The sequence below is a fragment of the Streptomyces sp. NPDC102279 genome (assembly GCF_044766365.1).
Lineage (GTDB): Bacteria > Actinomycetota > Actinomycetes > Streptomycetales > Streptomycetaceae > Streptomyces.
Genome location: NZ_JBIWLU010000009.1, coordinates 169,790 through 183,835, shown reverse-complemented (window position 1 = coordinate 183,835; position 14,046 = coordinate 169,790). Strand labels below are relative to the sequence as shown.

The 14,046-nt window shown below is 72.7% G+C and carries 11 protein-coding genes; 6 read left to right on the top strand and 5 right to left on the bottom strand.

Annotated elements, in window-relative coordinates; translation table 11 throughout:
* Positions 1-32: 32 nt before the first annotated feature.
* The 3 genes from ACIRQH_RS24120 to ACIRQH_RS24110 form a co-directional block, all read right to left on the bottom strand.
* Positions 33-1,982 carry an FAD/NAD(P)-binding protein gene (locus ACIRQH_RS24120; RefSeq protein WP_404226976.1) on the bottom strand — a complete coding sequence of 650 codons (1,950 nt, stop codon included), beginning with the start codon at positions 1,980-1,982 and terminating at the stop codon, positions 33-35.
* Between the two features lie 180 nt (positions 1,983-2,162).
* Positions 2,163-3,821, bottom strand: a complete 1,659-nt coding sequence (locus ACIRQH_RS24115) for an alkaline phosphatase D family protein (protein WP_388864813.1) — start codon at positions 3,819-3,821, stop codon at positions 2,163-2,165.
* Positions 3,822-3,969: 148 nt separating this feature from the next.
* Positions 3,970-4,614 (bottom strand): HNH endonuclease family protein, encoded by a 645-nt coding sequence (locus tag ACIRQH_RS24110; RefSeq protein WP_355877195.1) that lies wholly within the window; start codon positions 4,612-4,614, stop codon positions 3,970-3,972.
* Between the two features lie 573 nt (positions 4,615-5,187).
* On the opposite strand from ACIRQH_RS24110, the gene ACIRQH_RS24105 reads away from it, so the two are divergent.
* A complete protein-coding gene (locus ACIRQH_RS24105) occupies positions 5,188-5,769 on the top strand; it encodes a TMEM165/GDT1 family protein (RefSeq protein WP_404226975.1) in 582 nt (193 codons plus the stop codon).
* Positions 5,770-6,393: 624 nt separating this feature from the next.
* Positions 6,394-7,062, top strand: coding sequence for an HAD-IA family hydrolase (locus tag ACIRQH_RS24100; protein WP_388864816.1), 669 nt, complete (start codon positions 6,394-6,396; stop codon positions 7,060-7,062).
* A gap of 189 nt (positions 7,063-7,251) precedes the next feature.
* Here the strand turns inward: ACIRQH_RS24100 and ACIRQH_RS24095 are convergent, their stop codons facing one another.
* Positions 7,252-8,481 carry a peptidoglycan-binding protein gene (locus ACIRQH_RS24095; RefSeq protein ID WP_404226974.1) on the bottom strand — a complete coding sequence of 410 codons (1,230 nt, stop codon included), beginning with the start codon at positions 8,479-8,481 and terminating at the stop codon, positions 7,252-7,254.
* Between the two features lie 166 nt (positions 8,482-8,647).
* On the opposite strand from ACIRQH_RS24095, the gene ACIRQH_RS24090 reads away from it, so the two are divergent.
* From ACIRQH_RS24090 to ACIRQH_RS24080, 3 genes are all read left to right on the top strand, one after another.
* On the top strand, positions 8,648-10,885 hold the full coding sequence (locus tag ACIRQH_RS24090) for a DHA2 family efflux MFS transporter permease subunit (protein WP_404226973.1): 2,238 nt from the start codon (positions 8,648-8,650) through the stop codon (positions 10,883-10,885).
* 229 nt (positions 10,886-11,114) lie between these two features.
* The gene (locus tag ACIRQH_RS24085) at positions 11,115-11,807 is read left to right on the top strand and encodes a hypothetical protein (RefSeq protein WP_388864822.1); all 693 of its coding nucleotides are present in this window, start codon (positions 11,115-11,117) and stop codon (positions 11,805-11,807) included.
* 163 nt (positions 11,808-11,970) lie between these two features.
* Positions 11,971-12,939, top strand: a complete 969-nt coding sequence (locus tag ACIRQH_RS24080) for a hypothetical protein (RefSeq protein WP_404226972.1) — start codon at positions 11,971-11,973, stop codon at positions 12,937-12,939.
* A gap of 131 nt (positions 12,940-13,070) precedes the next feature.
* Here ACIRQH_RS24080 and ACIRQH_RS24075 read toward each other — a convergent pair whose 3' ends face one another.
* A complete protein-coding gene (locus tag ACIRQH_RS24075) occupies positions 13,071-13,526 on the bottom strand; it encodes a DUF1992 domain-containing protein (RefSeq protein ID WP_404226971.1) in 456 nt (151 codons plus the stop codon).
* 121 nt (positions 13,527-13,647) lie between these two features.
* On the opposite strand from ACIRQH_RS24075, the gene ACIRQH_RS24070 reads away from it, so the two are divergent.
* Entirely contained in the window at positions 13,648-14,043 is a 396-nt protein-coding gene (locus ACIRQH_RS24070) for a hypothetical protein (RefSeq protein WP_358822775.1), read from the top strand.
* The last annotated feature ends 3 nt before the right edge of the window (positions 14,044-14,046 follow it).

Sequence of the window (14,046 nt, the reverse complement as noted above, 5' to 3'; positions counted from 1 at the left end):
GGAACCGAGTGAGCCACCTACGTTAGGTGAGCCTAATCTATGCTTGCAAGTTCAACATTCGGCCACGGCCGGGCCTCCGTCCGCGGTTCCGCTTCGGCCGTCGCCGCACGTAGCGCGGCTCGCGCCACCGCGTCGGCGTCCGAGAGCGTGACCGAATCCACTCCTGGTCTCGCGCCCGCCGCCGTCACCCAGTGCACGCCCTCCGTGGGCACCCCGAACGCGAACCGCCGCGCGTGCGAACGGCCCTGACGGTCCATCAGGCGGTACGGCCGCTCGGTCACGTCCAGGCCGCCGGTCTCGTAGCCGTCCACGGTGTGCGGGCGGCACTCTCCCGTCTTCAGCAGCCGGGCCAGGAGCTCGTCGCCCGTCCGCCGCACATCCGGTTCCGGTAGCCGTGCCTCCACGAGCGCAGTGGCGCGGACGACGGAGCCCGGAACGTCGGGTGAGTGCGCCACCCACGCGCCGTCCTCGGCCCGTACGTCGAGCCGCGGGCCGAGCACCTCCACCACACCCGCCTCGATCAGCGCGACCAGTTCCTCGACCCGGCGGCGGGGCGGGCCGATGGAGAGGAACGCGTTCAACGGCGTGTACCAGCGGTCCAGATGCGACCGGCGCGACTCTCCCGGCAGGCCGCCGTGGTCCACGATCCGCCGCAGCTCGTTGCGCAGGTCCCGCAGCACGTCCAGCGCCGCCTTCAACGGGCCGGCGACGTTCCCGAGCGCGGCCTGCGCGGCGTCCTCGCGCAGATGGCCGAGCAGCCACTCCCGCCAGTCCGCGCGACCGCCGAAGTCCCGTCCCGTGTACGGGCGCGAGACCTGGTCCCAGGACCAGCGCTCCGCCGCGCCCACCCCGAACTCGTCGAGCACGCGGGCCTCTTCGTCCGTGTGGTGCGGTGCGGCCAGGAAACGGCTCCGGAAGGCGGCGGCCCGGCCCGTGGGCGCCAACAGGCGCTCGTAGTAGACCGTCTCGACCTCCTTGGCGACCAGCGGCCATATCTCCCGCAGGAAGTCCGGCGCGTCACCGGAGTCCGCGCGTTTGCGGAACCCGCCGATCACCTCGTCCGTCAGGACGAGCGGAACGTGCCGCCCGTACGGGCCCTTCGCGTTGTCGCCGCGCGCCTGGTACGGGATGCCGCGCCGCGAACCGGCGTACACCCGCGGCTCGTCACCCGACGGCACATAGCGCAGCCCTTCGCCCGCCCGCACGAAGCGCCCGCCGCGGCCCTCCGTCAACAGCGCCATGTGGTCGAAGAAGTTGAGCCCGAGACCGCGCAGCAGGACCGGCTCACCCGGCGCGACGGAAGAGAGGTCGACGTCGGCGGGGTTGGCCGGCGGGACGTGCAGCAGTCCGTGCCGCGCCGCGTACACGGAGAGCCGCTGCTGCGCCGCGTCCGGGAGCACCGGCAGATGTCCCTGGGCGAGCACCACGGCGGCGAGGTCCGTGAGGGTGCGGCCGCTGGACAGGGCCAGCGTCTGACGGCCGCCCGGGCCGTCGGTGAGCCGCAGCGCCCGGGCCGCGTGGACCTCGACCCGCACCTCGGGCGGCGCCCCGCGCACCACCTCGCCGAACACCCACTCCAGATAGCGGCCGTACTGCGTGCGGGTCGGATACACGTCCGGGCCCAGCTCGCCGCCCGCCCAGGTGTGCAGGCTCGGCCCCGGCCGGATCGGCCCCGAACAGTCCACGCTCTCGTCGGTGAACAGGGTCACCTGCGAGGCCACGGTGTTCATCAGCAGATGCGGGGACTGCCCGGTGCGCCAGACCCGGCCGGGGCCGGGCGGAGACGGGTCGACGACATGGACCGTCAGCCGGGCGCCCGGCGCGAGGAGCTCGGGGGCGGACGCGCAGAGGCGCTCCAGGACGCTCGTGCCGCGCGGGCCCGCGCCGACGACGGCCACGGAGACCCGCGGGGACCCGGCGGGCGTCGGGAACCCCGCCGCGACGGGCGCGGCGGAGCACTGGGGGGAGGGCTCTGCAGACAAGGGTGTGACTCCCGGGCGTGGGGGCGCAGGACGGCGGACCGCCCACTGGAAGCGGACGGTCCGCCTCATCATGCCGCCGGGCGCTGTGCGAACCGAGCCCCGGAGCGCAGGATCCGCACCCGGTGTGGGATGCGTCACGATCATCGGGGACAAACGGCACAACAACCGTGCGAAAAAGCCCTATTGCGGGGCGAGTACGGACTCCTGCACCGTGCGCAGCCGGACACCGCCGGCCCTTGCGCCGCGCGGCTGCACCGCCTTCTCGAGGCGCAGCGAGGCCGAACGCCCCAGCAGGGTCAGCGTCATCAGCTGGTTGCCGAACCAGGGGCCGCCCGACCGGTTCCAGTCGACCGAGGGGTGCGCGCAGCGGCCGTGCCGGGCAAGGCGGTTGCCGAGCCCCCGCGCGAGACGGCTCCAGCCGAAGCGGAAGCCGAGCCGTATCTGCGGCGGGACGGAGTTGTGGACGGGGGAGCAGGTCAGCTGGACCACCCGGGCGGCCGGCTGCCGGGCCGACTCGGCCCAGACCGGCTCGGCGACATAGGCGTGGTGCACGTCCCCCGACAGCACGCACACGGTCGCGGGAGCGTGCTCCCCCGACCCCACGTCGGCGATCAGGTCCGCCAACTCCTCGAAGGATTCCGGGAACGCCGCCCAGTGCTCCAGGTCCGCCGTGCGCCGCAGCCGCTCGCCGAACCGCGCCCAGCGCGCGCCGCGCTCCCCGCGGCACAGCGCGGCGTCCCACGCCTCCGCCTGGTGGATCAGCGGCGGCAGCAGCCAGGGCAGTGACGTGCCGATCAGAAGGTGGTCGCGGCTCTCCGGCGCGTCCAGGGCCTGCTCGCGCAGCCACGCCGACTCCCCGGGGTCGAGCATCGCCCGGTCCTGCTCGTCCAGGACGCGGGCCGCGCGGCTGTCGACCATCAGGACCCGGGTCCGGCCGAAGTCGCGGCGGTAGCTCCAGCGGACCGAGGCCGGATCGGCGTCGGCCTGTGCGGCGAAGGCCCGCAGCACGTCCGTACCGTCGGGCGTCTCGCGCACCGCCGCGTACAGCGGGTTGTCCGCGAGTTCGTCGGGGGAGAGGTTGCCGAGGTGCTGGTGGACCCAGTACGACATCAGGCCGCTCAGGATCCGCTCGCGCCACCACGGGGTCGCGCGGATGTCCTTGAGCCAGGCGTCGCTGGTGTTCCAGTCGTCGATGACGTCGTGGTCGTCGAAGATCATGCAACTGGGCACGGTGGACAGCAGCCAGCGGATCTCGGGGTCGAGCCAGGACTCGTAGTAGAGCCGGGTGTACTCCTCGTAGTCCGCGACCTGGTGGCCCGGGGGGTCCGCCAGTCCCCGGCGGGAGGCTATCCACGCGCGGGTCGCGTCCGAGACCTCGTCCGCGTACACCTGGTCGCCCAACAGCAGCAGCACGTCCGGGCGTTCGCCGTCCGGGGCCGCGGCGATGCGGGCCGCGAGGGTGTCCAGCGCGTCGGGCCCGACCGGGTCCTTCTCGTCCGCGGGCGGCGCCGCCCAGCGGCAGGAGCCGAAGGTGACACGGACCGCCGCCTCGTCACCCGCGGAGGTGCGCACGACCGAGGGAGGGAAGGCGGAATCGGGCAGCGGCCAGACGGGCACGTCGTCGAGCAGCACCTCGTACGCGGTCACGGTGCCGGGCGTCAGCCCGCTCACCGGCACCAGCGCGTAGTGGTGGCCCGCGATCTGGAACGTCGGGGCCGATCCCGACGCCCCGTCCGCGCAGCGCACCTCGGCGGTGCACGGGCGGCTCGCCTCGACCCAGAAGGTCGCGGACGAGCCGTCGACGTACCTCAGCAGCGGCCCCAGGCACAGCTCGGCCATGATGATCACCCTCCTCCGTCGCCCCGTACGGTACGGAACGACGGAGGCCGGTGGCGAGGTTCCGGACACCGCGGCGATGCCGTGGGGGGGAGCGGTGCCCGGAGTTCACGGGGGTGGCGGGCGTCGTGGACGGCCCTGCCGGTAGGGGTCAGCAGCCGCTCAGGACTGAGCTCAGCTTGGACTTCTCCGCGGAGTCGACCTTGAGGTTGTAGTAGTACTTCACCTGCACCCAGGCCCGGACGTACGTGCAGGCGTACGAGCTGAGCGGGGGCATCCACTCGGCGGGGTCCTTGTCGCCCTTCGACTGGTTCACGTTGTCCGTGACGGCCAGGAGCTGCGGGCGGGTGACGTCGTTGGCGAAGCCCTGGCGCTGCGCGGTGGTCCAGGCACTGGCGCCCGAGTCCCAGGCCTCGGCGAGCGGCACGAGGTGGTCGATGTCGAGGTCGGACGCGGCGGTCCAGTTGGCGCCGTCGTAGACGGAGTGCCAGGACCCGCTGGTCGCCGTACAGGCCGAGTTGGTGACGACACTCGTACCGTCGCGCTTGAGGACGTACTCACGGGTGTCGCAGGTGCCGCTGATGGTGATCCAGGTGGGGAACAGGTCACGGTTGTATCCGGTGCGGTTCTCCGTCGCGACGGTGAGGGACGCGAGGTAGGTACGCGCGGTGGCCGCGCTGACCGGAGTGGGGAGGGCGGCGGAGGCTGTCGGGCCGTTGAAGACACCGGCCAGGGCTATCAGTCCGGTGGCGGCCGCGAGTATGCTCAGCCGTCGACGCGCGTAGACCTTTGGCATGCGAACTCCCTTGGGGTGTGGGGGCGTTGGACTGCGAGCGAACGAATGCTCGCGGGGGTGTGTTGCCGGGAGGTGAGTACGCGGTTAGAAGTTAGTGACGCGTGCATGACATAACAAGGTCTGTGGCGGATGTTTCGGCGAGGGCGCGTGCGGGCGCTCACGCTTTCCTGCGGGTATGGAGGGTTTGGCCTTCTCGTGCGGTGCTTGCGCGCCTCGGGGCTTCCCGGCGGTTTCCTCGGGGTGTTCCAGGTCGCGGGACCTTCGGCCCTGCGGGGCCCGTGCGCGGGTCGCGTACTATGAACGGCGCAGAAGGGGAGTAGCTCTTCGCCGGACCGTCGACATACTGCTCAGCTCGTCTGAGCCGGCGCCCGGAGGCAGACCTCGTTCACGAGGCCGGCCAGCGAGACCTTCGGCAAGCAGTGCACATGCCCGAGCCGGGCTTCCGGCAGGGGTTCTTCCGCTCGCGCCTCTCGGTGCGGGCGCCGCTGTGTGCTGCCGTGCCGAGGTGTCGCGCAGTCACAGCACGCGCAGTCGCAACACTCTCGGCGGGGCAGCCCGACCGATTGAGGAATTTTGATCAGCTTCAGCGTGATGGCGCTCGTCTTCGGCGTCGTCTTCCTTGCCGAGCTGCCGGACAAGACCGCCCTCGCCGGCCTCGTCCTCGGCACGCGCTACCGCGCCTCCTACGTCTTCGTCGGCATAGCCGCCGCGTTCGCCGTCCATGTGGCCCTCGCCGTCGCGGCGGGCAGCGTGCTGACCCTGCTGCCGCAGCAGATCGTCCACGCGGTCACCGGTGTGCTGTTCCTCGGTGGCGCGGCCGTGCTGCTGATGAAGAAGGACGAGGACGAGGGAGAGGTGCGCAAGCCGGAGAACCAGAGCTTCTGGAAGGTCTCCGGGGCGGGCTTCATGCTCATCCTCGTCGCCGAGTTCGGCGACCTCACCCAGATCATGACCGCGAACCTCGCGGCGCGGTACGACGACCCCCTGTCGGTGGGTCTCGGCGCCGTGCTGGCGCTGTGGACGGTCGGGGGTCTGGGCATCGTGGGCGGCAAGGCGCTGATGAAGCGGGTGCCCCTGTCGTTGATCACCAAGGTGGCGGCGTTGCTGATGGTGGGGCTGGGGGTCTGGAGCCTGTACGAGGCCGTGGCGGGCTGAGGTCGGCTGCGCGCCGGGCGGTGCGTGGTGCGGTTCGGCTGCGCGCCGGGCGGTGCGGGCGTCTCCGCCCGGGCACCGGTGGGTGGGTCGGGGCGGTGCCGGTACGTCCGCCCGTCGCCGCCGCGTCGGACGTGGGCCGAGAAGCGGGACCGGGCTCGATCCGGACGTGAGCGGCGGGCATCCGATGTACCGGCACGGCCCCTTCCGCCGGATGCCGACGGCGGGTCGTACGCGGCCGGTGCGCCGGGTCCCTCCGCTGGATCCCGTCCGCGCGACATCGCCCCGTTCCGGCGGAGAGGCTTCAGCTCCTCGGGCGTGAGGAGTCCGGCGTTCGAGGTGCGGGGTCCGGGGCCGGTCCCGGGTTCGGGCCGGGTGGGGGCGGAGAGGGCGAGCGGCGTCCTTCGGCCCGTGTCCTGCGGTCGTCCGGGAGGTGTCCTTTTGGGGGGTCGGGGGTTGACCCTGCGGGTGGGATGACATAAGAGCAGGTCAGGGGCGGTGGCGCCGAGGGGGACTCGTTTTGTATCGTGTAGGAACAAAGTGGCTCCCGCCCGCACCTCCCTGACCGGTGGGCGGGGCCGCCTTGTTCCCGGGGGATCCTTGAACCCCCTACCCGCACCTTGGAGCATGCCGATGACGACGGCCACGACCGTTCTGACCGCCCGCGCCCTCCTGCTCGACATGGACGGCACCCTCGTCAACTCGGACGTCGTCGTCGAGCGCTGCTGGCGCGGCTGGGCCGACCGGCACGGGCTGGACGGGGACGAGGTCATGAAGGTCGTCCACGGCCGACAGGGCTATGCCTCGATGGCCGTACTCCTGCCGAACCGGCCGATGGAACAGAACTACGCGGACAACACGCGGATGCTGGCCGAGGAGACCGCCGACATGGACGGCGTCGTCGAGATCCCGGGCGCCACCGAGTTCCTCGCCTCGCTCGCCGGCGTCCCCCACGCGCTCGTCACCTCCGCGGACGTCGCCCTCTCCAGCGGGCGGATGGCCGCCGCCGGTCTCGAACTTCCCGACGTACGGGTCACCGCCGAGTCGGTCGGAGCCAGCAAGCCGGATCCCGAGGGGTTCCTCAAGGGAGCGGCCGAGCTGGGCGTCGCGCCCGAGGACTGCATCGTGTTCGAGGACTCCGGGGCGGGGATCGCCGCGGGGCGGGCCGCCGGGATGCGGGTCGTCGGGGTCGGGCCCCGGGCCGGGTTCCACGCGCCGGACGTGCTCGTACGCGACCTCACCCAGGTGCGGGTCGAGTCCCTCGACGACGGGACCCTTCGCCTTCACATCGGCTGAGGCCGTCGGGGGAGGGTGTGCCGGGCGGCCGGGGCGGGTTCTTCGCCCCCTCCGCCCCTACCCGTCCCGACCCGGGGCTCCGCCCCGTACCCGCTTCTCAAGCGCCGGAGGCGGGATGTTCCTCCCGTACGGAAGGGGCGGTGCCTGACCGCACCGGACCGTGCCCGGCCGCCTGGGCCGAGACCCGGTTCACGGTTGGGACGTCTCCGACTCCAGGCTTGTGCGCGTCGCCGTGCCGTAGACGCCCGACGGGTCCGACGTGATGCCCCGCGCCCACTGGTACCAGCGCACGGCGTCTTCGAGGTGGCGGTCGAAGTGGCCGTCCGCGTCGCCCATGTACATCCTCAACTGGCTCATGCGCAGCTGGAGTTCGGTCACCTCGGGGCCGTCGTCGCCGCGTCGCAGGGTCTGCGCGGGGCCCAGGCCCTGCTGGCCCCCCGTGTCCGCGGCCGACCCCGTCGCGGTGTTCGTCGCGGTCGCAGGAGTGGAGGCGGGGGACGACGAGGCCGACGGTGACGGGGACGTCGAAGGGCTCGACCCGGACACCGACGGCGACGGGCTCGCGCTCAGGGACGACGCCGGTGCCGCCGGTGCCGACACCGTGGGCGACACGCTCGCCGACGGGGACACCGACGCCGCCTTCGGCGACACGTCCGGCACGCTCGCCCGTACGTCCTCCGGCAGCGCCCCGTCCCGCGCGGGAGTGTCGTACGAGAGCAGGCCGCCCGCGAAGCCCGCGGCCGCCACCATCGTCACCACGACGCCGGCCGCGGCCAGGATCCCGTTGCGCCGCCTGCGTCCCGGCCGGCCGGCCGCGGAGCCCGCCGCGCCGGGCTCCGCGGGACGCTCCTGGAACAGTCGTACGTCGGCGGCCCGCGGCTCCGACGGCAGCGCCTGCAGCCGCATGGTCGCGTCGGCCGGAAGGGCCGCGTCAGCCGGTACGGCCGCCAGCCGCATGGTGGACGCCGAGGGGTCCTCCCCGGCGGCGGGCGGCACGATCCCGGGCTCGCCGGGATGGCCGGCCCGGACTGCGGCGGTGGCGGCGTCCGTCGGTCGGGGCTGCGCACCGGCGCCGTTCACCGGTCCGGCGCCGCCGCCCGCTCCCATGTCCCCGGTGCCGGTGCCGGTGCCGGTGCCGGTGCCGATCCCGGCCCCGGTCGTCGCGGCGCCCGCCGACGGCGTTCCGGTCGGCTCCGGCCCCGGTGCGCCCCCCGGCACACCTCCGGCCGCACCGTCCTGGCTCAGCTCCACGTAAGGGCGTATGCGCAGTGGGTCGAAGTCCTCCGCCGCCGCGGCCTCCGCCGTGCGGGCGTCGCGGAGGGCGTCGGACGCACGCTGGGTGCAGCCGCAGGACGGAGTGCCGTCCGGTGCGCGGTGGGCCGCGCACCGGGGGCAGACATGCCCGGTCTCTTCAGTCACGTGTGGGTCCCTCCCCCTGAGAACTCCAGAGATTATCCGGAGATCCTTCACGCAACCTTCAACGAGCCCCCCGGAATCCAGGATTCCGGATGCCTCGACAGGCCATAACCGGACACACCGATCAGGATGGAGGGTGATCGAGACCCTCGGGGCGCAGGGAGGCCGAATGACCGGGGACGCGCACGGTTCGCAGACGCCCGCCGGCCGCGGCACGGACGGGCCGGACGCGCCGACCGGAGACACCGGCACAGGCGCCGGTGGCATGGGCGGGAGCGAGGGCGGCGGACAGGACGCCGGGACCGACTTCTCCGGTCCGATCGACCCGCACGAGTCCGTCGCGGTCAGCGAGTCCGCCGTGCGCCGCCGTACGGCGGCGGCCACGGACGCCCGCGACAGCGTGCACGGCAGTGTCATCGTCTCCATCGGCGCGCTGCTGCTCGGCATGCTGCTCGCCGCGCTGGACCAGACGATCGTGTCGACCGCGCTGCCGACCATCGTCAGCGACCTCGGCGGCCTGGAGCACCTGTCCTGGGTGGTCACGGCCTATCTGCTCGCGTCGACGGCGGCCACCCCGCTGTGGGGCAAGCTGGGCGACCAGTACGGCCGCAAACGACTGTTCCAGACGGCGATCGTGATCTTCCTGATCGGGTCGGCACTGTGCGGCATGGCGCAGAACATGGGCGAGCTGATCGGGTTCCGGGCGATGCAGGGACTCGGCGGCGGCGGCCTGATGGTGCTGTCGATGGCGATCGTCGGAGACCTCGTCCCCCCGCGTGAACGGGGCAAGTACCAGGGGCTGTTCGGTGCGGTCTTCGGTGCGACGAGTGTGCTCGGACCGCTGCTGGGCGGGGTGTTCACCCAGCACCTGAGCTGGCGTTGGGTCTTCTACATCAACCTGCCCGTCGGCGCCGTCGCGCTCGTGGTGATCGCCGCGGTGCTGCACATCCCGAAGAAGTCGGCCCGCCATGTCATCGACTACCTCGGCACGTTCCTGATCGCGGCCGTCGCCACCTGTCTGGTCCTGGTGGCCTCGCTGGGCGGCACCACCTGGGACTGGAACTCTCCGCAGATCATCGGCCTCGCGGTGCTCGGCGTGGTCCTCGGATTCGCGTTCGTCTCGGTGGAGCGGCGGGCGGCCGAACCCGTCCTTCCGCTCAAGCTCTTCCGCGTCCACACCTTCACGCTGTCGGCGATCATCAGCTTCATCGTCGGCTTCGCGATGTTCGGCGCGCTGACCTATCTGCCGACGTTTCTGCAAGTCGTGCAGGGTGTGACGCCGACGCTCTCGGGTGTGCACATGCTGCCGATGGTCTTCGGACTGCTGCTGTCGTCCACGGTCTCCGGGCAGATCGTCAGCCGGACCGGCCGCTGGAAGGTGTTCCCGGTGGCGGGCACCGGCATCACCGCCATCGGCCTGCTCCTGCTGCACCAGATGGACGAGAACAGCGGCACCGGCGAGATGAGCGCGTACTTCTTCGTCTTCGGCCTGGGCCTCGGCCTGGTCATGCAGGTCCTGGTGCTGATCGTGCAGAACGCGGTGCCGTACGAGGACCTGGGCGTCGCCACGTCCGGCGCGACGTTCTTCCGGTCCATCGGCGCCTCGTTCGGCGTGGCGATCTTCGGCACGGTCTTCGCGAGCCGTCTCGGCGACAAGCTGACGAAGGCCCTGGCGGGGCAGGAGTTGCCCCCGGGCATCACGACGGACTCGCTGAAGGCCGACCCGAAGGGGATCGGCGCCCTGCCCGCCGACGTGCAGCCACCGGTCCTGCACGCGTTCGCGACGTCGATCACCGACGTCTTCCTGTACGCCGCCCCGGTCGCCGTGGTCGGCTTCGCGCTGGCCTGGTTCCTGCGCGAGGACAAGCTGCGCGGCTCGGTCACGGCACCCGACGTCACGGAGACACTCGCCAGCAATCCCGTCGAGCGGTCGTCGTACGACGAGGTGTGCCGGGCGCTGTCCGTGCTCGGCACCCGGGAGGGACGGCGCCAGATCTACGAGGAGATCACCGAACGGGCGGGCTACGACCTGCTTCCGGCGGCGAGCTGGCTGCTGCTGCGGATCAAGAAGTACGGGTGGGCGGAGCCCGCCCTGCTCGCGGAGAAGAGCACCGTGCCGCTGGGCGTCGTGCTGGCCGGCAGCCGCCAGATCGAGGAGCGCGGGCTCGCCCGGCGCGAGGGCCTGGACCTGGTGCTGACCGACGAGGGACGCGCCGCCGCCAGGAAGCTGTCGCTGGCCCGCGAGGAGTCGCTCGCCGCGCTCCTCGGCGACTGGTGGAGTCCGGACCGGCCGACGGACCTCACCCAGCTGGTGGTGGAGTTGAACGAGGAGATGTGCGGCTCCGACGCGGAACGTCCGCACGAGGGCGGGACGACACCCGTCCGGCGCCTGGGCGAGCCCGCCTGAGGCCGTCCGGTCGTGGGGGTCGGGGGGCTCCGCGGACGGTGGAGCGGGTGAAGGAGCGCCGGGTACGAGGCGGGTGACGGGCCTGAGGTGAGGTCGACACAGGGGCGAGCGGGAGCGCGGGCCGGGGGCCCGGGCCCTACACGCCGTGACCGCGGCCGTTTGAGGAGCGACTTCCGGGCAACCCGGGTGAAGAACCGGCCCGTTGGGTCGAGAACCCCGGAAGGCATCCATGTCCACAGGCGTGATCATCGCTCTGATCGTGATCGTGGTGGCCGTTGCCGTCGTCGCGGCCGCCCTGACCCTACTCAACCGACGGCCGCCCGGCGGTCGTACCCTTCGGCGGCGCTTCGGACCGGAGTACGACCGTGCCGTCGACCGGCACGACGGTGACACCAAGGCCGCCGAGGCCGACCTCGCCGAGCGGGTGAAGCTGCACGGCGGACTGCGTGAGAAGGCCCTCGACCCCGCGGACCGCGACCGGTTCACGGCAGGCTGGGCCGCCGCGCAGGAGCGCTTCGTCGACTCCCCGAGCGAGGCGGTGGCCGAGGCCGACCGGCTGCTCGGCGACCTGGCCGGAGCACGCGGGTTCCCCGACGTGGAGCAGTACGAGGAGCAGGTCTCCGCTCTGTCCGTGCACCACGGACACCATGTCCACGGCTACCGCACGGTGCACCGGGCCGCGCTGGCCCGCACCGGCACCGGCCAGGACGCCACCGCCGACACCGAGCGGATGCGCGAGGCGATGCTGGAGGCCCGCGCCCTGTTCGAGGACCTGATGAGTTCGCACCGCGAGGAGAAGTCCTCCGGTCACGCACGTGACACGGACGGCACGGACGCCGTGGACGAGTCCCCGGACGCCCGTCCCGAGCGCACCCGGCGGTTCGGCATGACCAAGGACGACCGGCACACCGAGCCCGCGTAGCCCGTCGGCAGCGACGCGAACGCGCGAACACGCAGAGCACCGGGAGCGCGGCGGACCGCCGCGCACCGCAAGCCCCCGAGACTTCCAACCACGACACTCGCTCCCGCCTGCCCTGGTCCTTCACCAGGCTTCAGGGGAAGGGGAGTTGAGGAAGGTGAACGCGATGAAGCCCGAGCAGGACCCTGAGCGCAACCCGTCCGGCGACGCGGCCATGAAGGGCCGTGTCACCCCGGTGCCCCCCGAGCGTCCCGCGGACGACCGGGCGAAGGCGGCCGACAGTGCCTCCGACGAGGACGTCTCGCGCCGTGAGGCCCTGAAGGGACACCTGGACCCCGAGGCCGACGACCGGACCCCGGGCGACCGGGCGAAGACCGGCGACGCCGCCGCGGTCCGGCCGGCCACGACGAGCGACGGGGCGAAGACCCGCGTCGGCACCGGCACCACCACCGGCACCACCACCGGCGACGAGGGGAAGGCCCGCGTCGGCACCGGCACCACCACCGGTGACGGGGCGAAGGCCCGTGCGCCCCGGACCGGCGACGACACCGCCGCCCGGACGACCGGGACCGGCACGCCGGCCCGTGCGGGCGCGGACGTCCGTACCGGTGAGCGTGCCACCTCGCACGACGACCGGACGAGCCGTACCGGTACGGGCCCGTCCGTCACCTCCCGTGACACGGACCTCGACACCGACAACGTCAGGCCCGGCTCCGCGTCGCGCGACACCGGCACCGTGCGCGGTGACGCCGCCGCGGGAGCGCTCCCCACGAGCGGGCGCGCGGACACCGGGAACCGTACGGACGGCACGTCCTTCGGCAAGGACTCCGGCAAGGACTCCGCCGAGCACGGGGAGCGGCTGCTCCCGGGTGACGAGTACGACAAGTTCTCGCAGCGGATGCGGCACGCGGTCGGCGGGTTCGTCGACGGGCCGGAGGCGTCCGTCGAGGAGGCCGACCACGTGCTCGAAGAGCTCGCGAGCCGGTTCACCGAAGCCGTGTCCCAGCGTCGGCGTTCCCTGCGCACCGCCTGGCAGTCCGGAGGTGAGGGCAAGGCGTCGGCCTCCGACACGGAGAAGCTGCGGCTCGCCCTCCAGGACTACCGCGAGATGACCGAACGGCTGCTGCACGTCTGAGCCGCCCTCGGACACCGTAGGCACCGTGGGGCCGCGTCCCGGACCGTGTTTCCGGTACGCGGCCCCACGGCGTTCGCGCGGCCGGGACGACCGCGCCGTTCCTGCTGTCCGGGCCGCGGGTGTCCGCGGTCTCAGGCGGTTCCGCCGCTCCTGTGCCGCTCCGCCTCCGGAGGGGGAGCGGTCCGGCCCTCTCGTGCCGCGTGCCACTCCTGGACGATCTTCTCCACGTCATAGGGCTTGAGCCCGAGGGGTGGACCCGGCGGCGGCTTGAACATGACCTCGCGGATCTTGGCGTTGATGTCCTCGACGATCCGCCGCACGGTCCGCTCCGAGGGGGCCGCGGCCGCCGCGAGCAGGGCGTCCTCCGCCTCCTTGCGCAGGGCCAGCGTGGGCGGCAGCGCCGACAGGCCCTCACGGGCCATCTTCCGCTTGATCCACCAGAGTTCGTCGTACGGCGTGTCCGTGACCGCCGGCAACGGCTTGCCCGCGCCCGGGAGTTCGGCGAACTCGCCGCGGGACTCCGCCTCGCGGATCTGCCGGTCGACCCAGGACTCGAAGCTGACACCGGGTGGCTTGCGCTCCGTCATGGGTCCATTGTGCCGGAGGCCGCACCAGGACGGGAATGGTCGAATTATCATGCGGCGGCGGCGTGGGAACCACGCTCCGCGTCAGGACAATGGGACCAGCACCCTTCATGAAGGAGCGCGCGTGCTCGAACTCACCATGGCCACGATGTCCGGCGGGGACGCCGGCGCGACGGCCGGGATGCTGATGGCCGACGCGCCGAGCGACCCCGGGGCCATGCTGCGGGTGGGCCGGGACCGGGCCGTGTGCCGGCTCGCCACCCCGGACGACTGGCTGTTCGTCTCCCGGGTCCACCTGGAGTTCCTGTGCGGACCCGACGGCTCCTGGCAGGTCACCTGGCTGCAGGGCTCCCACCCGGAGCCGTCCTCCGAGGTCCGGCTGGCGCTGGTGGGGGTGCAGCCGCAGCCGCTGCCGTACGGGGGCACGGCCCGGCTGCCCGCGGGCGGCTCCGGCGAACTCGTCATCCAGGACCGCACCGGCCCCCGCACCGTGAACGTGGGGTTCTACCACGAGCCCTAGGGC